Below are 25,900 nucleotides of genomic sequence, written 5' to 3'. Positions count from 1 at the left end.
GCCGCCCCAAACGGCCCCGACACGCCGGTCAGATTGCCCCTAAGCAGCGGCACGGTAGTACCGGTGATGCAGACCGCCGAGGATCGGGCAGCTATGCTAACTCGTTAGATTGCAGCGCGGACGGGATACTCCGAAGGCACACCCTTCTATCTATTCATCCACCCTGTTTTATAAGCACTTAGCAAGTTGCACAATTCTGGCAAGACTTCTCGATTTGCATCCCTCAATGAGATATGGGGAGCCAGTATCAACGACTCAAGACGCCTGAGGGCTTGCTAGCAGGCTAACTGGCCCGATCATGTAAATTCTTTGATTTCAGGGTGAACGAATTAATCCAAAGCACAATGGCAGCCGTCCCAGCCACTGATCCGTCCGCACTGTCGGACGGACACATGGCAAGGTGCGTGGGCCTGGCCAGATTTCTCGACATGCAGACACCACCTCTATTCGTTACCATATTGATCTAATTAATCTGATATGGTTCATTACAGGGCTCGGACCGCGAATGCCCATCGGAGACCATCCCCCTGGCAACGTCTGGCCATCTGGGCCTTGACCTTGGAATTCGAAGAGGAAGCAATGGCGGATCAAAGGCGTGAAGACCAGAACCGTCCGATCGACCGCTCGGACGAGGACGCGACGATGAACGTATCGCCTCCCCCAGACGATGTGCCCGAAGGAATCGCTCCCCTCCGCGAGGGACCCGGCACGAAGATCGGCCCTTATGAGATCGTCGAGTTGATCGGCGAAGGCGGATTCGGTTCGGTCTTCATGGCCGAACAGACCGAACCGGTGAAGCGGAGAGTCGCCCTTAAGATCATCAAGCTGGGCATGGATACCCGCCAGGTCGTGGCACGCTTCGAACAGGAGCGCCAGGCGCTGGCAATGATGGACCACCCCAACATCGCACGGGTTCTCGACGCCGGTTCCACCGAGACCGGCCGACCATTCTTCGTGATGGAACTGGTCAAGGGCGACACGATCCTCCACTTCTGCGACCAGCACAACCTCTGCATCGCGGATCGGCTCGACCTGTTCGCCGACGTATGCACAGCCGTCCAGCACGCGCACACCAAGGGAATCATTCATCGCGACATCAAGCCGTCCAACGTCCTGGTCAGCATGCAGGACGGACGACCCCACGCCAAGGTGATCGACTTCGGCATCGCCAAGGCGACCAGCGCGGAGCTGACCGAGAAGACACTGTTCACGGCGCAAGGTCAGCTCATCGGCACGCCGGCGTACATGAGCCCAGAGCAAGCCGAAGGTTCGCTCGACATCGACGCGCGGACGGACGTGTACTCGCTGGGGGTGCTGCTCTACGAGTTACTGACCGGCTCGACCCCCTTCGACTCGACGAGCCTGCACTCGGCTGCTTACGCCGAGATCCAGCGGATCATTCGCGAGGTGGATCCACCGCGTCCGAGCACGCGCATCTCCGATAGCACCGACACGATCGTCACCGTGGCAGCGCACCGCCGCACCGAACCCCGCAAGCTGGGCACGGACGTCCGCGGCGAGCTGGACTGGATCGTGATGAAGGCCCTGGAGAAGGACCGCCAGCGCCGCTACGAGACCGCCAATGGGCTGGCGATGGATATCCGCCGATATCTGTCGGGCGAGGTGATCGTCGCCGCCCCGCCGAGCAAGATCTACCGCGCGCGGAAGTTCGTCCGCCGCAACCGGACCAGCGTGGTCACGGCCAGCCTGCTCGCGGCGGCCTTGGTCCTGGGACTCGCCGGCACCGGCATCGGCCTGGTGAAGGCCGAGCGCGCGCGCGACGAGGAAATGAAGCAGCGGGCCATCGCGGAACAAAAGGAGCAAGCCGCGGTCAAGCAGGCCAATCTGGCGCTGACCACGATGCAGTTCGTCATCACGGACATCGATAAGACCCTGCGCGACCAGCCCGGGACCACCGACCTGAGGATCGACATCCTGGAGTCGGTCTCCGCGAAGTGGGACGAGCTCGACGTCGAGATGACCGGCGGTGTTCGCGGTGAAGCGATCCCGACCCTGATGGCGTTGCGTGCCTTGATCGCGTCATCGTTCTATCAGCTGGATAGTCTGGAAGAAGCCGATCGGGAGTACGAGAAACTTTACCGGATGGGTCAGGAGCGGATCGAGATCAATGGCCGTACGGATTCTGCCCGTTCCAACCTGGCCAAGATCTGCACCGCCTGGGCCCCCATCAGGGGCCGCCTGACTGGAGATCCCGCGACGACCGAGGAGTTGCTGAACACGTCCATCGGCCTCGTCCGCGAGATCATCAACGACCCGCACCCCCAACCCGGCAGCCCCTCGTCCCTCGACATCAAGGAACTGCTGGCCGCAAACCTCCAGAATCTGGGAGTGCAGCACCTGAAACAGGGACGGATTGCGGAAGCAGAAGCGGTCTTCCAGGAAGGCCTCGATCTCATGGCCGGAGTCCTGGCGGAAATCCGCAGCGAACCGGGATTCGAGGAACTGGACGATGATCAGAAGGATACGAAGACCGCCGGACGGCAGATCTCTCACGACAAGGCGGCCGTGGCGCTCGCCTACGTCGCGTTACGGCTCGGGAAGACCGATGAATCGCTGGCCCTGTACAATCGCGCCATCCAGGGTCGACGCGAGATCTTCGAACGCCGCCCTACCATGCCGATCTTCAAGCGCGAACTCGCCGGTTACCTCACCAACTACGGCAACTCGTTGCTGTGGATCGATCGACTCGACGAGGCGGCCCCTGCGCTCCGTGAATCGATCGTGCTGAACGAAGAGCTCGTGGCCGCCGACCCCCAGAACGTCTACGACAAGAGGCAACTGGCGCTGGCCTATTACCGCACCGGGACGCTTCGAGACGTGCAAGGCGATCCGCAAGAGGCCAGGCGGTTCTTCGAAAGATCGCGAGAGATCACGGAACGGCTGCACGCGGCGTCGCCGGATCAGAAGAACAAGATCAGCCTGATGCTGGTTGAAGCACGAATCGGCAATCGTCCGGCAACGCTCGATCTGATCGACGAACTCGGCGCGACCGAGGTGATCAGCGGCGAAGTACATCTGGATCGAGCTCGCGCCCTGGCCCAGTTGTCGCGGAACGCCGCCGGTAGCCAGCAATCCAGGCTGCGAGAGGGCGCACTGGTAGCTCTAGATCGTGCGATCCGTGAAGGCTATAGTGATCCGTTTCTTTTGAGTCATGAGCAGGATCTCGTTCCACTGCGTGGGACGGCCCGGTTCAGCGAACTCGTGACGGATCTCGAATCCGCACATGGCGGCAGCGGGAGCGGGAGATAGCGGCTCGAACGCAACGACTTCCCGTTGTCCCTCCTGATCCTTCCATTCATTCGTCCGCCCTGTCGAATAATCAGTTAGCAGATTCCGAAATTCTGGCAGCGATATTCAGGAAGGTCCTCGCGACAAGACACTGCGAGTCAGATTTAGTAATATCACGAGCCAGGAGACGTGGATGGTGGCAAGTTTGCCCGATCATGTAAGTTACCGGGCTGCAAGGCAGACGAGATTTTTGAAGGCTCAGGACTACTGATCAGGAATCCGATTAGCAAACCTTACTTTCCCCTTCCCAATTTGCGGACACCTGTACTCCCCTTTCTGCTACGCTCCCCCCGCAGCCCACACCCTGCTCCTCCCCGTGGGCGTACTCCTGCCTGCCATCGCAGCGGCTGTGTCCGTCATGTTCTACGAAAGACCCTCGCATCCGGCGACAACTCCGACCGGTCGAGTCACGATACACGCAGAGCGATCCGCTGACGAAAATCCGGGACCCTTACCGGTATCGCGACTGCCCGCTGCCTGTTCGGGGAAAGGTTCTGTGCTGGTTAGACTGCTTTGGCCTGGCCGTCATCGCGAAGGGAGATACCCATGTCGCACCACTACCTGATCCTGCTGCTCGCCCTGTGCATCCCTGCCACGGTACACGCAGAAACCATCGTATACGATCATTTCGGCGACGGCGTGCTCGACCCAGCCTGGGAAGTGACATTCAACGAATTCGCCTGCGGCTGGACTTACGCCGAGGAAGTGAGCGACTTACATGTCACCGAAATCTGCCACGATGGCAACGCTGGCGACTGGGCGATCGTATCCCTTTCCCAACCATGTCCGGCTCCGTCAGATTATTATGTGGCCTGGAGGTTTGCTTGGCTCTCACCTTACGGCCAACCGGATACCAGGCAATGCGTTTATTTGATGTTGCTTGACGAAGCCGACGCCGCGATCGCCTATGTTGGCCACAGTGACGCATGGGTTGCCTATAGCGGTGCAAAGGTCGCTTGGGTGCGCGGCGCCGAGGCATATGTTTCGGGTCAAGGCACTCTACCGTATATAGGTTCGGCAACAGTGATTATGAACCGAGTCGGGGGCGTCATCACTTTCAAGTGGGATGACGAAGTAATATTCGAGGCGCCTGAATCGACACCGGTCGCCTCGATCGAAATACGTTTCTACTATATGGTACATAGTTCTACCATTACCACTATAGACGAATCCGTCGACTTCATTAGGGTGGCCGATTCGATAGTAATCGGCGCCCCTGACGCCACACCTTACCCTGGCCCTATGCTGGCTGGAATCCACCCCAATCCCTTCAACCCCCTGACGACCGTGTCGTTCTCATTACCACAGCCGGGGTGGACGAACGTCGGCGTCTACGATCTCACTGGTCGCCAGGTGACCACGCTTGCTTCGAGATCGTTTAGTGCCGGACTTCATACGCTCAACTGGAGCGGACGCGACTCCGGTGATCGGGCGGTGCCTTCAGGGACGTACATCGTCCGGCTAGAGACCGAAGAGCGAGTAGAGTCTCGGAAAGTGATGCTCGTCAGGTAGGAGCCCGCGGGAGAGGATGCGGTGGCGGCCGCGTCCTCTCCCCTCTTGCCCCTTCGGAATATTCCATCCGAGTGATTTCTTGAGCATCTGATGCCGGCGATCCGGTAGCGGGTAGGTCCGGCTGCGGCCCGAGTAGGAGGGTGAGGACTGGAAGGCCGCCAGCAGTGCGCGCAGCAAGAATTTGAGCTTCATGGCCTGATATCGGCCGGATGAGCTAACTCGTTAGGATGCAGCACGGACGGAGTTTCCCGAAGGCACAGGCTCTCGGATTCCCCCGCCTGATTCAGGATTCCGCTTCACATTCTGGTCTCCGACGTCGCTTCAAGGGGTGAGGGAGCCTGGGTGCCCCATTGCTCTGTCTCGTCCGAATGGAGGTCTGTTATGTCCACCCGTGTCCTAATTACATTCCTCTTGGCGCTGAGCTTTCTGGTGGTCGGCTGCCAGCACGATCCTGTGGCGGAGCCGGAGATCCCCACCACTTCGGCCCTCGCGCCGACCGGAGTCGACGCCGAGTTGCTCGCCGGCGCGATTGCACAGGCCAGCGGCTGGGAATTCGATCCCGAAGTCGAGCTCCCGGCGCAACTGGCCGCGCTCGGAGACAAGTCGTCTCGCTACTGCGGCTTGCTCGATTTCGAGCGCGAGGTCCTCACCGACGATATCGTACACTACAGTTTCCGGATCCAGGTGGGACCCGAGCCTTACGGCGTGATCGGATTGCACCGCGTCGTCAAGGAGTCCCGACCGAATCGTCCCATCCGGGCCCGCAACTCGCTCTTCATGCTCCACGGCAGCGGTATGGGTTTCGTCAACTCGTTCATGGCGAGCACACAGATCGACTACATGCCTCTTGAGAACAACCTACCGATCTTCCTCGCACAGAACGATGTGGACGTCTGGGGCATCGACATGGCCTGGACCTTCATCCCCAGCGAGGAAGAGGACTTCTCCTTCGCCATCGACTGGGGGCTTCAGCGCGAGATCGATGATCTGCATGCCGGCATCGCGGTCGCACGCTTCGTGCGATTGTTCACCGGTAATGGCTCGCGCAAGCTGGACCTCCTGGGCTGGAGCCTGGGCGAGGGCAAGGGCTACGCCTATCTCAACGAGGAATCGCAGCGGCCGCCTGGCCATCGCCACATCAAAGGATTCATTCCGGTCGACTACGCCCTCCGGACAGGCACCCCCGAAGGGATCGAGGCGGCCTGCAGCGGATACCAGGCGGTTGAGGACGCCCGAGCTGACGGCATCTACGTCAACACCGATGGTGCGTTGGCGAACTTCGCCGCCTACCTGGCCGCCAGCGATCCAGACGGTGATTCACCGATCTTCCCCGGCTTCACCAACCTGCAGGTCGTTCTCGGGGCGTTGACCCAGACGAACCTCCTGCTCGGCGGCTATCCGCCGACCTTCCACCTGGTGGCGGGCCAGTTCGACGAGAATTTCATGCCCGTCGGCTACCAGTTCGTGGATCTCCAGTTCGGGATCGACTTCTACGCGAGCTGGGAGCCGTACCAGCCCAACCTGATCTTCCAGGAACTCGACGGGATGGGCTGCGACGACCACGATGTCGCCTTCGACGACCACTTCGACGACATCACCGTCCCGGTTCTCTACGTCGCGCCAGGTGGCGGTTCCGGCACCCTGGGAGAATACATGGCGTCGCAGATCGGCAGTACCGACTTCCAGTCGCTCATCATCTCGACGAATGCCGAACCCCTGCTCGATATCGGCCATGTCGACATCTTCGCGGGATACATCGGTATCGATCTGCCGAGCCTCGTCTGGCAACCCATCCTGAATTGGATCCTGGAATAGCGTCACCACGCAACCAATCTGCTTCGTCGAAATATCGATCACGCAAGCCTAACTCGATGTCTGATTGAATAACTGTATTTGCAAAGGAGCCTGCTCATGAAAGCACACGTGGTCTGGATTGCCTGCCTCCTCCTTCTCTTGCCGCTCATGGCCTGTCAAGAAGAGACGCCGAACTCACCGCCGAGCGTACAGTCGAGCGCCGCGGTCAACGATGTCGATGTCGAGCAGATCGCCCTGGCGATCATGGAACGCACTGGCTGGCCGGCAGTCGATGAGGATGGCGATCCCGTTGACCCTGCTGGCGGACAGATCTCCGGCGCCGACAAGTGTGAGGTGATCTCCGCTGACCGGCAGATGCTCACCAACGACATCGCTCATTATACGTTTCTGGTCCAGGTGGGAGTTGGTCAATACGATCACATCGGAATTCACCGGGTCGTGAGGGAAAGGGCACCGTTCCGGCCAATCAGAACCAAGAAAGCGGTGTTCATGCAACACGGGGCGTCGACTGATTTCACGTATTGTTTCCTTCCGGGGCTATATTCCGATTCCACGCCAGACGACTTCGGAATCGCGCTATTCCTGGCGGCGAACAACGTCGACGTTTGGGGTATAGATCAACGCTGGACCCTGGTTCCCCCCGAGGAGACGAACTTTGATTTCATGGCGACCTGGGACATGCAGATGCACATCGACGACATCGGCGTGGGCGTTGACCTGGCTCGGGTCATGCGGCGCATGACCGGCAACGGCTGGGATCAGATGCACCTGCTCGGCTTCAGCGCGGGTGCCGAGTTCAGCTTCGGTCTCGTCGACGGCGATTCGCAGTTGCCGCCGGGCCGACGACGGATCAAGGGTTTCATTCCGGTAGACATGGTGATCCAGGTACCGGAGGACTCGCCTTGGCGCGAGTTGATGTGCTCGTTCATCCCCTATTTCGAGGAACAGATCGCCAACGGGGTCTACGGCGAAGGTGCGGCCTTCAGGACCGTAGGCATTTTGGCCCGAGACGATGCGGATGGCGATTCACCCGTCTTCCCCGGCATGACGAATTACGAGGCCGCCATCGCCTTCGGAACCACGCTCATCTACGGAGTGCCGCCCTTCCATCTGCTCTCGGGAGTATTCGATGGCGAGATGCCCGTCGGCATGCAGTTCATCTCCAACGAGGCGTGGATCGAATACCTCTGCACGATGTCAGCGGTGGAATCGAACGTGGCTGGCCTGGGTCAAGCTCATGAAATCTGTGGCAACGATGTGCCGTGGAACCAGCACTGGGGCGACATCCGAGTCCCAGTGTTCTTCGTGACCGGGGCCGGCGGGTTCGGTGAGGCCGGCCTTTGGCAGCTGGATCTTCTCGGGAGCGATGACGTTTCGTCGCTGGTCGTCAGCACGGATCCCAATGAGCTGCTCGACTATGGACATCTCGATCTCTTCCTTGCTAACAACGCGGAGACGCTGGTGTGGCAGCCTATTCTCGAGTGGATTGTTGATCACTCGCAGGGTGGACACGGCCGTGAAGATCGGGGGCTTTTCTAGCGGCCTGACCCTGGTAATTTTTCAGATCGACTCCGGCCCGCCGGCCTCCACGCTGGCGGGCTAACTGTTGGGGGCGGGAGTTGCGTGGGGGCCGGGGTCTCTCCGTAATCGATCTCGGGGAATCCGAATTCAGTGTGGAGTCGTTTAGGCGCGAACCGACTACCAAATAGACCGAATTCCGCCTGTTTGATGACATCTGTATTTCGACTTCTGCTACGCTCATTTGGCAGCCCACTCCTCGCTCCTCTCCCTGGGCCGACACCTGCCTGACATCTCGGCGGCTGTGCCGACGCCGCATTTTGGATCAGCCTGAAATAGACTGCCCGACCTTCAACGAGCCAATCGCGCCTGTTCGAGGTTGGGCGAATGAAGGAGGAAGCATGAAGGTACTGATCGCGGGTGCCACGGGAATGGTCGGCGGGGAGGCGGCTCGGATCTTATCAAGCGGGGGCGACGCCGTACGTGCCCTGGTCCGGTCTACATCCAACGCCGAAAAGATCGCCGCACTGAAGGACGCCGGTATCGAGGTGGTCGAGGGAGATCTCCGAGATCGCGCTTCTCTTGACGCAGCGTGCGACGGAGTCGATGCGGTGATCAGCACGGTCTCGGCGATGCCGTTTAGTTGGCAGGAGGGAAACACAATCGGAGACGTAGACCGGATCGGGACCATAGGCCTCATTGACGCCGCAACTGCGGCTGGCGCCAAGAGGTTCGTCTACACGTCGTTTCCGCATCCTCCCGAGCCTGGTTTCGCATTGGGCGACGCCAAAGCCGCGGTGGAGAATCATCTCAGGTCCAGCGGCATCGAGTACGCCATTCTGGCGGCGAATTTCTTCATGGAAGTGTGGCTCAGCCCCGCATTCGGGTTCGACTACCTGAACGACTCGGCGACCATCTACGGGGACGGTACCAACCGCATGAGCTGGGTCAGTCACAAGGATGTGGCCCGCACGGCAGCCGAGGCAGTTTCGAATCCGAAGGCAAAGAACGCCGTCCTGCCTGTTGGCGGGCCTTCGATCCACACGCCGCTCGAAGTTGTCAGGATTTTCGAAAGGACCAGTGGAAAGACGTGGAGCGTCACCCACGTATCGGTGGAAACGCTCCAGGAACAGAAGTCCGCAGCAGCGGACGAGGTGCAGGAGGCCGTGGCAGCGCTGCAACTGGGCTACGCGATTGCACCCGGGTGGGACATGAACCCAGCGGACTACCTGGTCTCCTCGAACCTCCGGAGCGTGGAGCAGTACGCCCAAGAAGTCATGAAGTAGACTAGCACGACGGCATTCGAACCGGCTGGCGACGACCCGCTGTGTGGGACCCGGAAATCTTGTCAAGAAGACGAGCTTTAGCATCATGGCCTGATATCGGCCAGACGAGCTAACTCGTCAGGGCACAGCCCGGACGGGATATTCCGAAGGCACAGCGGGATCTCCGTCTCCAGGCGCACGGGCACGCAGACATGCGAAGACTCAAGACCCAGGTCAGGCTGGCCGCACTGACGGACCTGCGCGGAGACCGTGACGAGGCGGTGGACCTTCTCGAACAGGCGTTGGCGAACAGGTACTGGAAGAAGAGCCATCTGGAGACGGACGATGGTTTCGTGGGTCTGCGGACCGACCCGCGGCTTCACGCCATCCTGGCGAGAGCGGAAGCCAACCGACCGATACGTTGAGGGGTGCCCCTGTCCCTCAGACCGGTGCCGACAGATGACCGACGGCCCCGGGCTCCGTGCCCGGGGCCGTCCCATGCGTTGGCCGACCGCGCCGGGTCGGATCACTTGATCAGGGTCATCCGCTTCGTCTCGACCAGCGACCCCGCGGTCAGCTGGTAGAAATAGACGCCGGTGGACACCCTGCCGCCGCTGGTGTTGGTGCCGCGCCACTGGACCGCATGCTCGCCGGCCTCGACCGTTCCGCTGAGCAGGCGGTTGACCAGCCGGCCTCTCAGGTCGAAGACGGCCAGCTCGACGTGCCGCGAATCGGGCAGGTAGAACGAGATCATCGTGCTCGGGTTGAATGGGTTCGGCGCGGCGCCGATCAATCCGGCTTTCCGAGCGATAATCGGTTCGTCGGCCTGGGCCTGATCATCAGCGCCGGCGCGGTCTCCGTCACCATCGCCGGCCTTGTTCAGCGCCAGTTCCTGGCTTGTCGCGGCTTCCTGCAGGCGGGCGATGATCACGTCGACGTCAACACCGCTGATCTTAATGTCAGTCATCGGAAGGATGCGGAAGGCGCCGCCACCCATGTCCAGCACCATCACCGGGTTGCCGTCCTCCTCGATGGAGGCCTCGGCCAGGTCTGCGAGCGCACTGCTGTCGAATGACATCAGTGCGTCCGGAATCTGATCGTCGTCGACATCATCGAGGAAGAAGGCGTCCGGCGATACCCAGCCGGCCGTGTTGCCGATGACCGCCGAGCTGGGGCAAATGGCCAACAGCATGTCCCCTTCGAGTGTGACCGGGATCTCCCGGTCCCAGAGCGAGGCCCCGGTGACCAGATAATAGACCAGCTCGCGCGCGAGGCTCTGATCTCCGTCCTCGACCATGATCTCGCCAATCATGCTCGGGCTGTGCGGCACGTATACGTTGGCCATGGCCTGGGCGCTGTTACCCGAGCAGTCGGTCGCCTCGAAGGTCGCCGTGTAGACGCGACCATCGCCCAGGCCCGAACGCTCGGCCCGCAGCCTGATCGAGGTGTCCGGGGTGCCGAACTCGGCGTCCTGGATGTCGTTCGGCATGTCGCCGTCGCCCAGGCCGTTGTCCAGCTCGTTGCTCACCACGTCGAGCAGCACCCAGGTCACGGCGTCATCGCAGACATCGCTGACGGTCACCGTGAACTCCACCGGGACCAGCTTGTGGTTGGGTGGCCATAACACCTGCGGGGCGACGGTGGCCGCGATCTCGGGCGGAGTCGTGTCGACGACCGTGACCGTGGCCGAGCACTGGGCGGCATTGCCCGAGGCGTCGGTGGCGGTCCAGGTCACCAGGGTCACGCCGCCGGTGGCGTCGCAGGGGCCGGCAAAGATGGCAGGAGCGTCATGGGCGATCTCGGGATCGGGATCGCAGTTGTCTTCGGCCATGAAGGCGGCGAAGAAGGGCACGAGCTGTGAGTCGTCGGCGGGTACGCCCCCGGCGATCGAGCACTCGACGACGATGTCGGCCGGGCAGGTCACCACCGGCGGTGTCGTGTCAGACACATCCACCTCCGCCTGCTCCGACGCCATGGAGCCGCAGGCATCCACCGCGTCGACCTCTACGCGCACCGTCGCCGGGGAGCCGGTCAGGTTGGACACCAGAACGCTGCCGGTCACCGTGACCGTGCTGGCGTCCGTCTGGACCGTGTTGATCGTCGGTGTGCCCAGGTTGGCGTTGCCTGTGGTCAGGGAGACGGTCACGTCGACATCATCGGCTGCGACGTCACCGTCATCGGTCACCGTCGCGTCGAACTCCACCAGGTACTCGCAGGCGTCGTCCACTACGCCACCGGTGGCGTTGACTGCGATCACGGGCGGGACGTCGGCCACGACGAAGGTCAGGTCCGAGATATCGAAGAAGATGTTGCCGACCGCCTCGATCATGATCCGACCCTGGCCGGTGTTGTCACAGGGCAGCACGACCTGGTGGCTCCCGTCGTTGGTGACGGCGCTGGCCAGGGTGATCCAGTTCGTGCCGCCGTCGGTCGCGTAGAGAATGTTCACCGTCGGCGCCACCGAGCCGCCGCCCACCGTCCACGTCACGTCCACTGGCGCCCCGGCGCCCACCGTCTCGCCGCCGTTGGGGAAGGTCACGGCGAAGGGAGCGCCCGACACCGTGACGAACATCTGGGCGTCGGCGGTGCCGCCGCCACCGAGGCGACCGTCGCGCGCGCTCGTGCGGAAGGTCAGCGTCCGCTCGGTGCTCGGGAGCTGCTCGCCCAGCTTGTTGGGGAAGAGGTTGGCCGGGCCGGCGAGCAGGTCTGCGTAGGCGGGGAAGGTCCGCACCGGGTCGCTCGACGGCGGGAAGGAGCGGAACAGCGGGATCAGACCATCGTCGACCGCATTCAGCGGTGCGGAGGCGTCGGTCTGGTCGAACTGCTCCCAGGTGTAGGTGAGCGCGTCGCCATCGGGGTCGCTGCCGACCGCGGTCAGCCGAAAGGCGGTACCCTGCGGGATCGTCCAGTCCGGGCCGGCGTCCACCGTGGGCGCAGAGTTGCCCGTGCTCGACGTGGTCGCGCAGGTCCCGCCGCCCAACTGGGTGTAGTCCGTGATCTGGTCGCGGCTGCCGACGTGGAAGTAGAGATCGCCGACCTGGTTGCCGATCACGTTGTCCACGCCGCAAATGCTCGAATACGACATAATCGTGGTGCCGCTGCCCGGCTCCCAGGAGCTGCTAGCGGTGTACTGGCCGGCGCTGCAACTCGAGCCGTTGAACGTGTGGGTGGCACCGTACTGGTGGCCCATCTCGTGGGAGACCACGAAGAGGTAGTTGCCGTTCGTCGGGTCGGGACCCTGGCTCCAGGCGCTGCCCTTGCTGCCAGTAGTGCAGACGCAGCCAATGCAGCCTGCGTTCCCGGAGATACTTGCCCCCTCGCAATGGAAGAGGTGGCCGATGTCGTAGTTCGCGTCGCCGATCTCTGCGTCGATGGCGGCCTGGACCTCGGCGTTCTTGTTAGCGAGCGGGAAGGGGTCGGTGGCGGGATCGTCGTACACGATGTCGGCGTTGTCGCCGATGAGGATCATGCGCACGGCGAGCTCGGCCTCGTAAATGAGGTTCAGCTGGTTGACCGTGGTCACGATGTTGGCCAGCGCTGCGTCCGCGTCCGTGAAGAACTGGGTGTATTCGCCAGTGGCCGCGACCGCCAGCCGGTATTGCCGGAGCGTGTCGCCCGTGGGCAGGGCCGTGATGACCGACCCGCCGGCCACGAATTCGCCATCGAGCACCCCGCACTCGAAGGCGACTTCCTGGTACCGGGTCGACCAGTAGCTCTCGTACTCCACGGTGACACCGAGCGCGACCGGCCGTACGAAGGCCGCTCCTGCCGGCGTCAGGATGATGGCGTGGAAACCGAGCTGAGTCCGATCGAGTCGCGTGCGAATGGTTGGGTCGTCCACGGCGATGCCGTGGAAGGTCTGGACGCCGGGAAGCGCGTCGGCCAACTTCGGCTCCATGACCGGCGATTCCTCGATCGCGAAAGTCCGGTACGAGCCGTCGGGCATGGGGATGGTGAGCGTCACCTCGGCGCCGGGCGGCAGCCGGTCGCCCTCCATGGGCGTGCGTGCGATCACAGCCTCGAGGGAGGCCATATCGAGGCTGAAGCGGTGCGACTCATCGCTTGGCCCGCCGACACCTCCAGGGGATGTCATTCCTGGCCCAAGATCCAGCCAGAGTCCATCCTGGGAGACCTCGCCCGCCGCCGCTCTGGCGGTCGGGATCGCTCCCGGTGCGATCACGATGGTGATGAGGAGAAATAAGGCAGTAAGTGTGCGATACATCGATGGACCTCCCAGGGCGAAGAAGATGGAGGTTTAACGCCTTCGGGGATGATAGAGGCTGAGATTATCTCATTTCCGAACGAATAATCAAGATTATTCCTATCATTTTGGAAGTATATGCGATGAATCGGGAGTTCATGCGGTTGCTGCCGGTTTCGTACGCGCTTCAATGCGCGATGACCCTGTCCCTTCCATTCATTCCGTCCGCATTGAATCTTTGTGCTTCTGCATATGACCGGAGGAGCCAGTTTTTCTAGTAGGGTAATTCTGGGGTGGCCTTGACAGGCGTGAGGGCCTGCTTTTTTGATGCCTATAAGTTGCTGGTTTATAAAAGTTAGCGCGGTCGGTCGATACTGTTAACCGGAGCCTGAAACTGCTCCCGCTACCGTCCAACCCGCTCCCCGATCTGAGAACCTCTGAAAGCCTGGGACTCTGTGCTGCCGGGGCAAAGAAGTGAACAGCCGAAACTGGCTGTGGCTGCCGCGCTCGCGGCTTCGTCTCCAGGATGGCTCGGCAGCAGAGACCAGGCGGGTGGATGTAACGCGTTATCGTATTCCCTCACCAGGATCACAGGGTGGGGATAACCGGCTGACGGAACTAACGACATTTGGGCTTCCTGCTTGCAGCCCCAAATGGGCGGACACCCTGAAACGGCTATTCGGGCACGTAAGCGCTGACCAGAAGCTTCATGTTCGCGACCATTGACTCGCCCTTATTGGCGTCGACTTCCTTCATGTTCACCCGTCCGGTATTGATCCCGAGGCGGGCGCTCTGTTCGATGAAGTAGACCTTGCCGGCCTCCACCTGGAGAGCGACGGTGGCCGATGCTTCGCCGGTGATGGAATAGAAGGTGTAGGTATCCGGCTTGAGCTCCCACCGAAAGAAGGTGCTCGGACCAGTGCCACCGGCGGCCTGACCGTTGACTTTGACCTCGATGGTGCCAGCCGCTGTGCCTTCTATATATTCGCTCGTGCTGATATTTATCGACTTACGCGGTCAGACAAATGTACCTGCCTCAACGTCCCCGGGCTCTCGGTTTTCCAATATTGAATCGCAATATCTGGTCGCGATTGAGTTATGGAACGGCCCCAGCAGAATCATGAAGCCTGCTAACTGCTTATTCGACAGCGCGGACGAATACAAGGAAGGGACAGGGTTGAAAAAGTACATTCCCAGCAGTTAGATGATCAAGTGACATGCACGTAGGAAACCCGAACGCATTTGAGTCAACGGAAGATCCCAGCTGAAATCATAATCGACTGGAATAGGAGATGATACCATGTCCATGAAAACAACCCTGATCCTTGCGGCATCATTCGTCGCAGTCCTTCTCTCGCCGCCGCCGGCAACGGGCGCCGATGAGGAACTCACGCCCACCGAGGCGAAGGAAATCGGCAAGGAATCGTTTCTGTGGGGCATGCATCCGGTGGCCATCTACCACCTGCGCTTCAACTTCGCACAGAATGAACTGAACCCGCGCGCTGCGGGCATCAACCGCTTGCACTGGGACCGCACACCGCTGAAAGCTTTGCCGCGCGTCGCGACGACACCCAATGCCACCACGCTCTATGGCGTTGGCATGTTTGATCTGTCACAGGAACCTGCGGTCATCGTGGTCCCCGAGATCGAGGATCACTACTGGAGTATCCAGCTTTACGACAACTACGCGCGCTGGTGGCACATGATCGGCAGCCAGTTCAATGCGCCCGGCTCCGTCCGGCGGTTGTTGATCGGCCCGAACTGGAGCGGCGAGCTCCCCGACGGGTTCGTCGGGGCCGACATCGTGCAGTCCCAGTCCGACTTTGCCGGGGTACTGGCACGCGTCGCTCTCACCGACAATACGGAGGAAGAGGTCCGGACCGTCAACGCCATTCAGGACCGCATCACGGCCATGTCCCTCAGCCAGTGGATTGCGGCTGGACGCAAGGAGGTGAGGGCCGAGGATGTGCCGCTGACCAAAGCCGATTATCCCACCTATCCTGGCATGGAAACGGTCCGTGAACCGGGCAAGCTCACCGGCGTGGACTTCCTGCGCTGGGTCAGCCTGGTGCTGAACGATCCCAGTTTCACCAAACAGTCCGACAGCCATCGTGAAGTCACCGCCTTTGCGCGTTTCGAGCGCCTTGGACTCAAGGCCGGCACGCCCTTCGATCCCGCCGGATTGACCCCCGAGATCGCGGCTGCGGTGGAGGCGGGAATCGAGGAGGGAAAGACAGAAGTGCTGGAGGGGATGACCGCGAACTTTACCGAAGGCCAAAACGGCTGGAAGTTCGACACCGATCTCGGCTACAAGGACACCAACTGGCAATGGCGCGCATGGTCCGGGTTGCAGGCTGTTCTCGCCCCCGTTCCCTCCCGGTCGCATACGGCCGCGAACTGCTGGGACGATTCGGATGGCCGGCCGCTCTCGGGCGAGCACCGCTACACGATCACCTTCGACCTGGACGACATGCCGCCGGTCACCGAGTTCTGGGAAATGCCGCTCTACGATTCCGAGGGCTATTTCTACGACAACCCGATCGACCGCTACTCGCTCAACAGCTTCATGCTCGAGCGCGGCAAGCTGCACACCGAGGACGGCAAGCTGGTGATCTACGTCCAGCACGATGAGCCGACCGACCCGAAACAGCGCCAGAACTGGCTGCCCGCACCAAAGGACGGCTTCCGCTTCACCGCGCGTTTCTACGGCGCCGCCACACCTCTGATCGACGCCCGCTACGACATGCCCGGCGTGGAGCGCGTGGATTGAGACGACAAGGACTCTTGCTTGTGGTGCAGAGGAGCCCCGAACACCCACGAGCCCGATAACCAGGTGAGCAAGATGCGAATCCCAAAGACTCTGGCCGTCACAGCACTGATCGCCGCAATGGGCATCGTTCCCAGTTTGCCTGTCCTGTCCATCGCTCTGGCTTCGAACGAATCGGCCGAAGCAGAACCCGTGATCGTCAACGTGGAAAACTTCGTCAGGGCGGAAACCGCCGCCCAGTTCGACCGGATCGTGGCGAACGCCGGCGGGGTCAACCAGTTTTTCCACCTGCGCGAACCGGCGCCGCTGGACCAGCAGACCGTCATCTGCATGAACCGGGATACGATCTACAGCTCGGCGCTGGTGGACATCAGCAAAGGTGCGACCCTCACCGTTCCTGATGCGGGAGACCGCTACATGTCGATCATGGTGGTCAACGAGGACCACTACCTGAACAAAGTCATCCACGAACCGGGCGAGCATGAGCTGACTGTCGAGGAGTTCGATACGCCCTACGTGTGCCTGGCCGTTCGCACCCTGGTCGACGAGTCCGATCCCGCCGACATCCAGGAGGCGAACGCCTTGCAGGACCAGTTGAAGATCGAAGCGGCGTCCGCGAAGCCCTATACCCACCCGGACTGCGACCAGGAAAGCTACAAGACCACCTACGACGCCCTGCTTGTTCTGAGTCGCGGCAACATAGACATAGGTTCCACCTTTGGGCGCAAGGAGGATGTCGATCCGGTTCGCCATCTGCTCGCAACGACCAGGATGCTTACAGCGTGAACAGCCTGATCGGGACGCCCAACGACGACGGGTCCTATACCATCCACTTCGGTGGAGAGCCCGGCAGCGTGAACCATTTGCCGATTGCCGAGGGCTGGAACTACATGGTGCGCTTTTACCAGCCGCGAGAAGAAATTCTCGATGGAACCTGGAAGTTCCCCGAGGTGAAACCAGTGGCATCAAAGTAACAGATCATCGGGTGAAAACGACAGAACCGGAAAATGAAGATTTGGAGGATCAAGATGCCAACAATGAAGAACCTCTACCGAGCCCTCGTGATGACGACTTGCTGCATCATGATCACCGCCTGTTCCCCGGGAAATTCCACCTCGAACAGTGACTTCGAGAAACAGGTGGAAGACTACATTCAAAAGTTTCCCTACCAGGACACTTTTGAATACGCCATGCGGCTCACGGGAGGAGATCCCGGAAAGCTGAATCAATGGGGCCAGGCGTCACGGGACCTGCTCAAGGCCGGTGAGGACAAGGTCGTCCGGAGCAACAACGACACCCTCTACAAGACGGCGTTCGTCTACCTCGGGGACGGGCCTGTGGTGCTGCGCTCGGATGCACCCTCGCAGGAGCGATTCAGCTCGTTTCAGCTGCAGGATGACCGGAACGCGAATTACCGCAACATCATCGGTCCGGCCGGCAGCTATACGCTCTACCATGGCGAGAAGCCCGAGACCATCACAGGTGAGGCTGTTGAAGTGCCGTCGCTCCTGTCCGCGGTCGTCACGCGGATCGAAGTGAAGGATCCGAAGGACCCTGCCGACATGGCGGGCGCCCAAGCCGTTTTCGATGGCATCACCATCGAGGGACCGACCATCCGCGAGATGCCCAAAGTCGATCTCCTGGGTGGTTTCGACGAGCAGGTGGCGCAGGAAGCCCAAAAGCGCATGGATGAGACGGCGAGGTCCGTGCCGTTCAGCGAGATGATCGTCGGGCCAGGCCAGGAACCCGGCAAGGATGTTCCCTATCTCTACCACTCTGCCGGCACCAAGGTGGGTTGGGGTGGACCAGCAACCACTCACAGTGCCTACGAGTCGATGTATACCGACGCGTCCGGTGAGACCCTTGAAGGCTCGAAGGGCGAATACGTGCTGGTGACGGAGGCGCCACCGGTCAACGCCTTCTGGTCGATCACCGTTTACGACTCCACCACCGGTCGCCTCCACCCCAACGATGCCAACCGCTACCACTTCAACGATACGACAGCCGTCATGAATGAGGACGGCACCTACACCTTCCGCTTCAAGGTCAAGTGCGAGGATGGCGACGTGAACTGCCTGGAAGTCCCCGCCGGGCCGTTCGACGTGGCCGCACGCTACTACCTTCCGGAGCCGGAGATCATGAATGGCGAGTGGACGATTCCGAGGCCTGCCAAGGTCGCGAACGATTGACAGGAGCCAATATCAGCGCTCTCAGGTGCTGGCGATCGTTGACGAGTCCGCGGTCCAACCGCCCACGTAGATCGTTGACATCCACCGAGACACGCGTCGCCTCGCGAATCGTGTGCTCGATGAGTGTCGTCGGGTCGGATATTTGAAAGATATGGAGTCCATGGTCGGCAGTTCCCACGTACAGACATGGTCCGGCGATGTCGAACGAGTGCGCACGGGCTGACTGAATGGTGGATTCGTCGAGCTTCAGGCCTCTTTGGCGTTCCGGCACCGCGATCTGATGGCGAAAAGCCATGTCCACGGTCTCAGGGCCGCGCTTCGGTCCGGTCGGCGATCCGCGTCCACCCCTGGATCAGCCGCACCGGCCGGCTGTCGTCCGAACCCCCGGCATCGCTCACGAGGAAGCGCTGCCCGTCCGGGGTGACGGCGATGTCGTGCAGCGCGGTCAGCGGCGTCGGGAAGTCGTCGAAATGCACCTGCGTGTTGCCGATGCGCGGGGTGGCCCCGGTGAGGTCCACGGCGATGGCCAGCAGTTCGCTGCCCGCCCACTGGAAATACAGCTCGTGACCGTCGGGGTGCCAGGCGAACCAGAAGGCGTCGCGATCGGTGAGCTGCCACTTGCGGTCGGTGACCGGGAAGGTCTTCAGGTAGATCGACCAGCCGCCGGCCTCACGCAACGCGTAGGCGATCCAGCGGCCGTCGGGGGAGAACTTCGGACGCATGGTGATGCCGGCCGTCTCGTCGATGTAGGTCGGCTCCGAGGATCCGTCGACCGGCATGACCACGGATCGGTCCACGTTCGAGACCGAATCGCGGAGCATGAAGGCGAGGGTCTGACCGTCGGGCGAGATGTCCGAGAGGAGCAGCTCGGCATTGCCTTGATAGATCGGCTGGCCCGGTTCCCGGCTATCGGGCTGGAAGGCGATGATCTCGTTGTGGCTCGCATCGGTGCGCACGTAGTACAGGGTCTTCCCATCGGGCGCCCACACCGGATACGACTCGTCCGCGGTCTCGAACGTCACTCGCGTCCGCACGTCCGGCTCGAGGTCGTGGATCCAGATGTCGCCGTCGCCGAGCCGGTTGTCGTACGTCGTGAAGGCGACCCGCTGGCCGTCCGGGGAGATGGAGAAGAGTCCGTAGCCCGCCGATTCGCCCAGCTCGCCGAGGCGCTGGCCGTCGGTGTCGTACCAGGCGAGCCGGATGGTCATGGTCTCCCGGTGGCCCGGGTGGTAGACGAGCTGGCCCGTCCTCGAGGCCGAGAACAGGGCCAGGGCGGCTCCCGGCACCGAACCGACATCGTCGGCCAAGAGCACGGGCGATCCGCTGAACTCCAGCCGGTCCGGATCGAAGGGCCGGGCGTAGAGGCTGCTGCCGGTGAGGTAGAGCAGATGGCCGGCCGCGAACTGGGCCTGCCCATCGGCATGCAGCAGGAGCCGCGGCGGTTCACCGGCGAGGTTGCCGACCATGACCGCCACCGGCTCCTCGGTGCCTCGCTGGGTGGCGCGCGCGGCGTACAGGAAATGCGTCCCACCGGGCAAGGAGGCGGGCAGGCGGTGCGAGTTCGAACGCGGCTCGGCTTGCAGATCGGTGACCTGCACCGGCGCGGCGCTGCCATCGGCTCTGACCCGAAAGAGCTCGCCCGTGGCGCTCGGCGTGAAGATGATCTGGCCATCCGGCAGCCAGCAGCCGCCCTTGCCGTCGGGCGCGGGAGCCACCGTGCGGTTGGTGCGGGCGAGAAGGTCGACCACGCGCAGCGAGCCATCGGCGAAGTACGCCACCGCGTTGCCGTCGGCCGACCAGAACGGGTACTGGGCGTTGTCGGTGCCGGTGATGGGCTCGGCTTGCGGCAGGGACAGATCCTGCAGCCAGAGCTGGTGCGTCCCGTGATCGTCGCGCGCGCCGTAGACGACCCGGGTGCCGTCGGGAGAGATCACCATCGAGGCCGGGTTGGCGCCGGTGAGGTGGTAGCCCGTGCCGGGTGGCGATTCGAGGGAGCTGCGCACCACACGCGTCGCGGTCGGGCGACCACCGGTGCCGCGGTCGGCCTGCGTCCACGCCAGCAAGCAGACCAGACACGCCACGACCAGCAGCGCCCACGGCAACACGATGCGCCAGCGACCACCGCGCTCCACGACCGGTGCCGCACCGGAGACCGCGCTGGGGGCGATGAGGATCGAGCTCGCGTCGGGATCCTGCAGGTGGATGCGGGCCTCACCGATGTCGCGCAACCGGAGGCGTGGATCGCGCTCGAGACAGCGGCCGAGCAACACACGGATCGACGGCGGCAGGTCGTCCGGCAGCTGATCCCAGTCGACGGGCTCCTTGAGCACCGCGGCCATGGCCTCGGAGATCGTCTCGGCCCCGAAGAGGCTCCGGCCGGTGAGCATCTCGAACATCACCACGCCGAAGGCCCAGATGTCGGTGCGGCGGTCCACCGGATGGCCCTTGGCCTGCTCGGGACTCATGTAAGCCGCGCTGCCGAGGATGACCCCAGCCTGGGTCAGGCCCGCGGTGATGGTCGGCGACATGGCGGGATCGCCCTCGCTGGCGGTCTCGCCGAGGTACGCGCGCGCCAGGCCGAAGTCGAGGATCTTGACCTGGCCGTCGGGCGCCACCATGACGTTGGCCGGCTTGAGGTCGCGGTGCATGATCCCCTTCTCGTGCGCCTCCTCGAGGCCCGCGGTGATCTGAGCGGCGATGGCCAGGGCCTCCTCGAGCGGGATCGGGCCGGCGGCGAGTCGCCGCGACAGGTCCTGCCCTTCGGCCAGTTCCATGACCAGGAAGCTCCGGCCGTCCGCCTCGTGCAGGCCGTGGATCCCGGCGATGTTGGCATGGTTGAGCGAGGCCAGGACCTTGGCCTCACGGCGAAACCGGGCCAGCCGATCGGCGTCGGCGGCCAGCTCGGCCGGCAGCACCTTGATGGCAACGTCGCGATCGAGGGTGGTATCGTGAGCGCGGTAGACCTCGCCCATGCCACCCTTGCCGAGCATGGCGGTGATCTCATAGTGGGCGAGGCGCTGGCCGATCATGGGTGGGCTTTCGCCGGAGAATGGAGGTCAGGACGCGCGTCAAGCTGATAAATCAAAGTGTTTTTCTCGGATTCCGCCGCTGCCGGGTCTGGACTCGACCACGTGGCCGGCCAGACGCCACGGTCATCGGTCCTGCCACCCCCCCAGGGCGATGGCGAGCCGCACCGGTTCCGTCTAACATGGCCCGATGGACTGACGACCCGGTTCCGTTTGAAATGCAAGTGATCACGACCTTCCCGGCACCAGACCTGAAACGCCGCGGGCCCGGACCGGCAGCGTGGGGGATTCTCCATGAACGAACAGATCGGCCCCTATCAGATCATGCGGGAAGTCGGCCGCGGCGCCATGGGCATCGTGCACCTGGCCCGCGACACGCGGCTGGACCGCGACGTGGCGATCAAGGAGCTGCCCGAGCACTTCGCTCTGGACCCCTCCCGCCTGGAGCGCTTCGAGCGCGAGGCGAAGGCGCTCGCTGCGCTCAGTCATGTCAACCTGGCCGGCATCTACGGAGTCGAAGAGAAGGACGGGGCCAAGTATCTGGTTCTGGAATACGTCGAGGGCGAGACCCTCGCCGACCGGCTCGACCGAGGTCCTCTGCCGCTGGACGAAGCGCTGGAGCTGGCGGTTCAGATCGCCGCCGGCGTCGAGGCTGCCCACGAAGCGGGTATCATCCATCGCGACCTCAAGCCCGCCAACATCAAGCTCACACCCGAGGGCAAGGCGAAGGTCCTCGATTTCGGTCTGGCCCGCGTCGACGAGGGCGCGACCTCCTCGAGCAGCATCGGCCTGGACAGCGCGACGATGACCGCGGCCAGGCAGTCACCGACCATCGAGGGCACCATCCTGGGCACGGCCGCCTACATGAGCCCGGAACAGGCCCGCGGGCGCCGCGTGGACAAGCGCACCGACATCTGGTCGTACGGCGTGGTGCTTTACGAGATGCTGGTCGGCGCGAGCCCGTTCCACGGCGAGACCGCCTCGGACTCCATCGGGGCCGTGCTGCACAAGGAAATCGACCTGAACCTGCTCCCGGCGGGAACACCGCCCATGGTGCGGCACGTCCTCGTGCGCTGCCTCGAGCGGAACCGGGACAACCGGTATCGCGACATCGGCGACGTGCGCATCGAGCTGGACCGGGCGCGCACCGAGCCGCCACCCAGCGCCGGCGTGGCCGGCCGGCGGCTGCCGCCGGCGGTGATCGCGGCGGTCGCGCTGGTCATGGCCGTGCTCGGGGTCGGCGCCGGCTGGCTGCTCCGGCCCCAACCGACCCGGACGCCGCTACACGTGGCGGTGCCGCTGATGGACCGGTTCGAGACCGTCGAGAGGTTCCGTCTCTCGCCCGACGGCGAGACGCTGGCGATCATCGCGCGCGAGCGGGTCCCGGAGAACCAATCGGTGGACAGCGCCATCTATGTACGCAGGTGGTCCGAGTCGGCTTTTCGCAAGCTGCCCGGTACCGACCGCGCGCACCGTCGCTTGCTCATGTTCTCGCCGAGCGGGGACCAGATCCTGTTCCGGGTGAGGGACGAGTTCCGCCCGGCCTGGGAGATGCGGACGGCGCCCCTGGCCGGCGGCCCGGGCACCAGGCTCTATTCGATCGAGCAGAATGGGCTGCTGGGCCCGCGGATCGGGTATCGCTCGGAGGGCGAACTTGTCGCCTTGTCGAACGACGACGAGAATCTCTACCGGGTTCCGGCGGACGGCGGCACGCCGGAATTGATCGCACCGCTGACCGGGCAGGGCGACCGCTACATGTTCCAGTTCCAGATGCCGCGCCCCGACGGACGTTTCCTGGTAGCGTCGTCCTGGAGTCCTTCGACGATGTCATCAGCGGTGTACCGCATCGATCTCGAGAGCGGCGAGGCCTCTGTGGTGCTGGAAAACGCGGGTGGGCCACATTTCCTGCCTGGCGGTTCCATGGCCTTCGTGCGTGACCAGTCGTTGTGGGTGGTGCCCTTCGATGCGGAATCCGCCCAGGTCACGGGGACCGCCGTCGGTTACCTGTCGGACGTGGGGGGCATATCCCTGGATCGGAATGGAGAGCGTGCCGTCTACACGACGCAGAACAATACCCGGGATCGCTCCGAGATCGTCATCGTCGATGAAGTCGGTCGCGTCCTCGAGACGTTGCTGACAGTGCCCGGGGAGTTTCAGAGCAACGCGACCCTCTCACCCGACGGCAGCCGTCTGGCCTATGTGTACCAGCGGAATCAAGGTCGCAGTCTCTGGGTGCTGGACATCGCTTCGGGACTCACGCGTCAGGTGTCGACCAACGGTGAATTCGTCTACGATCCGCAGTGGCTGCAGGATGGTCGCCTGGCCTATCTGTCCTTGCAGGGAGCGGACTTCTCCGAACCCATGGTTGTCGAGGCGGCGCCCGGCATGACCCCGCAACCGCTCCTGCCCCGGACCGGTGACACGCCGTTCCAGGCCAATGAACTGGCGATCAGCCCGGATGGCCGCCATGCCCTGCTCAGCTGCAATCCCTCCGATGGGCGAGAGCCCGGGGTGTATCTGTTCGACGTGGGCAATGGCGACAGCGGGCGCGCGTTCTACGCCTCGGAGCGGAATGAAGGGGCGGCGAGCTTCCGGCCCGACGGCCAATGGGTCGTGTACATGACCAACGGCACCGGGCGCGAAGAAATCTATTTGCGGCCCTTCGTGGCCGACAACCCGGAGAGCGCCCCTATCTATCCGGTGACGCGTCTTGGCGGCACCAACCCGTTGTGGTCGCCGGACGGCCGCACGCTCTATTATCAGGGCGTCGGGGCGGAGGCAGGCCAGATCTTCGCCGTCACCGTCGCGACGGAACCGGAGCTCGAGATCTCCGAACGACGCACCGTTTTCAGCAATACCGATGGCGTGGACGGGATCGTGCCCATGACGGAGGGACGAGTGATCAAGCTGCAGGCCACGTCGCAGGATACGGGCGACCTGCCGGACATGCGCTTGATCCTGGACTGGGACCTGCCCGGGCTGGTCGCGGCGCAGCGATGAAGGCTGAGTTATTCCGCGAAGAATGAGTTATTCCGCGAAGAATGTTTCCACCCCCCAAGTGCATCCACATCAGCCACTTCACACCGCGTACGTCAAGTCATGCCGTCGGTTGATCTTCAGCGCCCGCGTCACCACCTCCTGCCAGTAGTACTGCCGCCATCGCCCCGGCAACCCCGCCTGATCCACAAATAACCGCCGACCCAACACCTCCCCCACCGTCAACCGACGACGACACACACCCAGCAGCTGCGCTGGCGTTTGCCCACAACCCCGCACCCGCTTCGTCTTCACGTAGTTCTTCACCACCAGGAAGATCGCCAGCTTGTAAGCCGCACTGTTCCGACGCTTCGTGTAAGCGATCGTCTCCCGCTTGTGCTCCGCCTCACCATGGCGGATCAGCAGATCCAGCAGGTTGATCTCGAACAGCTTGTTGATCCGGTTGCGGACCTCCTTCGAACTGGTCACGATATGGCGGATCCGGCAGCTAAGAGCCCGCAACGCCCTGGGATATGCCTTGTGCTCGTCGCTGTGGATGGTCATCGCACTCGCGCCCTCGGTCAGGTATTCCAGCAGCTCCTGCATGTCCTTACGCACGGCCTGCGGGTCTGGCCTGCCGCGGACCTGCTCGTAGACGGCGCGCCGCTCCTTCTGCTTCGGGGTCATCGTGCCCGACCGGCGTACCTCGCTGTCGGTGAAGTAGGGGAAGAAGGCGGTCTCCCTGTCCACGGCGACGTGGAAATGGAACGGGTGGAACTGGCTGTGCTCGAAGGAAACGAAGCCGTCGATGGCCAGGTCCTTGAAGACAGGCCTGTTCTGCATCATCCGGGTGTGGAAGAGCAGGGCATGCCGACCGAGACGGTAGATCTGGCGGTCGATGGTCGAGGGCGCAACGCCGAGGTCGAAGGCGATCTGGCTGTTGCAGGCGCCGCCGGTGACCTTGGTGGGCAGTTGGTCGAGGATGTCGGGCCGCTTGAGCCAGTAGGTGGTGCTGAAGGTCTGTGAACTGAAGGTGACGCCGCAGGCTTTGCAGCGGAACCTGCGGATACGGTTTGGGGGCACCTTTCGCCGGTAGTAGCCGGAGCGTTTCCAGCGCCATCCTTTGTTCAAGGGGTTGTGGAAGTGGCACTTGCGCGAGGGGCAGTGGGGTGGGACCCACGCGGGATTGTACAGATCGTGATTTTCCATGCAGAGGAAACTGCAAGGATGGGGCCGGCAACATTCTAAGCGGAATAACTCAACTTCTGCTAGGCTGTCCGAACAGCTCGCGATCGCGCGTCGCCATAGGCTATTCGGGAGGT

Annotated in this window: 14 protein-coding genes; 11 read left to right on the top strand and 3 right to left on the bottom strand. The window is 62.7% G+C overall.

Annotated elements, in window-relative coordinates:
• Positions 1-579 precede the first annotated feature (579 nt).
• The 6 genes from IFSED24_RS16810 (at position 580) to IFSED24_RS16785 (ending at position 9,844) form a co-directional block, all read left to right on the top strand.
• On the top strand, positions 580-3,270 hold the full coding sequence (locus IFSED24_RS16810) for a protein kinase domain-containing protein (RefSeq protein WP_491332638.1): 2,691 nt from the start codon (positions 580-582) through the stop codon (positions 3,268-3,270).
• 585 nt (positions 3,271-3,855) lie between these two features.
• Positions 3,856-4,821, top strand: coding sequence for a T9SS type A sorting domain-containing protein (locus tag IFSED24_RS16805; RefSeq protein ID WP_491332637.1), 966 nt, complete (start codon positions 3,856-3,858; stop codon positions 4,819-4,821).
• A gap of 381 nt (positions 4,822-5,202) precedes the next feature.
• Entirely contained in the window at positions 5,203-6,636 is a 1,434-nt protein-coding gene (locus IFSED24_RS16800) for a hypothetical protein (protein ID WP_491332636.1), read from the top strand.
• Between the two features lie 96 nt (positions 6,637-6,732).
• Positions 6,733-8,175 (top strand): hypothetical protein, encoded by a 1,443-nt coding sequence (locus IFSED24_RS16795; RefSeq protein WP_491332635.1) that lies wholly within the window; start codon positions 6,733-6,735, stop codon positions 8,173-8,175.
• Positions 8,176-8,555: 380 nt separating this feature from the next.
• The gene (locus IFSED24_RS16790) at positions 8,556-9,440 is read left to right on the top strand and encodes an SDR family oxidoreductase (RefSeq protein WP_491332634.1); all 885 of its coding nucleotides are present in this window, start codon (positions 8,556-8,558) and stop codon (positions 9,438-9,440) included.
• 191 nt (positions 9,441-9,631) lie between these two features.
• Complete coding sequence (locus tag IFSED24_RS16785; protein ID WP_491332633.1) at positions 9,632-9,844, top strand: TPR end-of-group domain-containing protein; 213 nt, start codon at positions 9,632-9,634, stop codon at positions 9,842-9,844.
• 101 nt (positions 9,845-9,945) lie between these two features.
• Here IFSED24_RS16785 and IFSED24_RS16780 read toward each other — a convergent pair whose 3' ends face one another.
• Positions 9,946-13,434, bottom strand: a complete 3,489-nt coding sequence (locus IFSED24_RS16780) for a reprolysin-like metallopeptidase (protein ID WP_491332632.1) — start codon at positions 13,432-13,434, stop codon at positions 9,946-9,948.
• A gap of 1,486 nt (positions 13,435-14,920) precedes the next feature.
• On the opposite strand from IFSED24_RS16780, the gene IFSED24_RS16775 reads away from it, so the two are divergent.
• The 4 genes from IFSED24_RS16775 (at position 14,921) to IFSED24_RS16760 (ending at position 18,576) form a co-directional block, all read left to right on the top strand.
• Positions 14,921-16,390: a DUF1214 domain-containing protein gene (locus IFSED24_RS16775; protein WP_491332631.1), complete on the top strand. Its 1,470-nt coding sequence runs from the start codon at positions 14,921-14,923 to the stop codon at positions 16,388-16,390.
• Positions 16,391-16,462: 72 nt separating this feature from the next.
• Complete coding sequence (locus IFSED24_RS16770) at positions 16,463-17,173, top strand: DUF1254 domain-containing protein (RefSeq protein WP_491335074.1); 711 nt, start codon at positions 16,463-16,465, stop codon at positions 17,171-17,173.
• Positions 17,170-17,361: a hypothetical protein gene (locus IFSED24_RS16765; RefSeq protein WP_491332630.1), complete on the top strand. Its 192-nt coding sequence runs from the start codon at positions 17,170-17,172 to the stop codon at positions 17,359-17,361. The genes IFSED24_RS16770 and IFSED24_RS16765 overlap by 4 nt, the downstream gene beginning before the upstream one ends.
• A gap of 63 nt (positions 17,362-17,424) precedes the next feature.
• Complete coding sequence (locus IFSED24_RS16760) at positions 17,425-18,576, top strand: DUF1214 domain-containing protein (RefSeq protein ID WP_491332629.1); 1,152 nt, start codon at positions 17,425-17,427, stop codon at positions 18,574-18,576.
• Positions 18,577-18,881: 305 nt separating this feature from the next.
• Here IFSED24_RS16760 and IFSED24_RS16755 read toward each other — a convergent pair whose 3' ends face one another.
• Positions 18,882-21,605, bottom strand: coding sequence for a protein kinase domain-containing protein (locus IFSED24_RS16755; RefSeq protein WP_491332628.1), 2,724 nt, complete (start codon positions 21,603-21,605; stop codon positions 18,882-18,884).
• 291 nt (positions 21,606-21,896) lie between these two features.
• Here IFSED24_RS16755 and IFSED24_RS16750 point away from each other — a divergent pair, with 291 nt between their 5' ends.
• On the top strand, positions 21,897-24,602 hold the full coding sequence (locus IFSED24_RS16750; protein ID WP_491332627.1) for a serine/threonine protein kinase: 2,706 nt from the start codon (positions 21,897-21,899) through the stop codon (positions 24,600-24,602).
• A 78-nt stretch (positions 24,603-24,680) separates the two neighbouring features.
• Here IFSED24_RS16750 and IFSED24_RS16745 read toward each other — a convergent pair whose 3' ends face one another.
• Positions 24,681-25,787, bottom strand: coding sequence for a hypothetical protein (locus tag IFSED24_RS16745; protein WP_491332626.1), 1,107 nt, complete (start codon positions 25,785-25,787; stop codon positions 24,681-24,683).
• Positions 25,788-25,900: the final 113 nt, after the last annotated feature.

This window comes from Candidatus Latescibacter sp. IFSED24, from assembly GCF_058273205.1.
Note: the sequence above shows the minus strand (reverse complement) of the source record. Positions and strands in the feature narration are given on the sequence as shown.

What these genes read in the sequence shown, in the direction of transcription:
- IFSED24_RS16810 (WP_491332638.1), top strand. Translation starts at nt 580, where the DNA reads ATGGCGGATCAAAGGCGTGAAGACCAGAACCGTCCGATCGACCGCTCG.
- IFSED24_RS16805 (WP_491332637.1), top strand. Translation starts at nt 3,856, where the DNA reads ATGTCGCACCACTACCTGATCCTGCTGCTCGCCCTGTGCATCCCTGCC.
- IFSED24_RS16800 (WP_491332636.1), top strand. Translation starts at nt 5,203, where the DNA reads ATGTCCACCCGTGTCCTAATTACATTCCTCTTGGCGCTGAGCTTTCTG.
- IFSED24_RS16795 (WP_491332635.1), top strand. Translation starts at nt 6,733, where the DNA reads ATGAAAGCACACGTGGTCTGGATTGCCTGCCTCCTCCTTCTCTTGCCG.
- IFSED24_RS16790 (WP_491332634.1), top strand. Translation starts at nt 8,556, where the DNA reads ATGAAGGTACTGATCGCGGGTGCCACGGGAATGGTCGGCGGGGAGGCG.
- IFSED24_RS16785 (WP_491332633.1), top strand. Translation starts at nt 9,632, where the DNA reads ATGCGAAGACTCAAGACCCAGGTCAGGCTGGCCGCACTGACGGACCTG.
- IFSED24_RS16775 (WP_491332631.1), top strand. Translation starts at nt 14,921, where the DNA reads ATGTCCATGAAAACAACCCTGATCCTTGCGGCATCATTCGTCGCAGTC.
- IFSED24_RS16770 (WP_491335074.1), top strand. Translation starts at nt 16,463, where the DNA reads ATGCGAATCCCAAAGACTCTGGCCGTCACAGCACTGATCGCCGCAATG.
- IFSED24_RS16760 (WP_491332629.1), top strand. Translation starts at nt 17,425, where the DNA reads ATGAAGAACCTCTACCGAGCCCTCGTGATGACGACTTGCTGCATCATG.
- IFSED24_RS16755 (WP_491332628.1), bottom strand. Translation starts at nt 21,605, where the DNA reads ATGATCGGCCAGCGCCTCGCCCACTATGAGATCACCGCCATGCTCGGC.
- IFSED24_RS16750 (WP_491332627.1), top strand. Translation starts at nt 21,897, where the DNA reads ATGAACGAACAGATCGGCCCCTATCAGATCATGCGGGAAGTCGGCCGC.
- IFSED24_RS16745 (WP_491332626.1), bottom strand. Translation starts at nt 25,787, where the DNA reads ATGGAAAATCACGATCTGTACAATCCCGCGTGGGTCCCACCCCACTGC.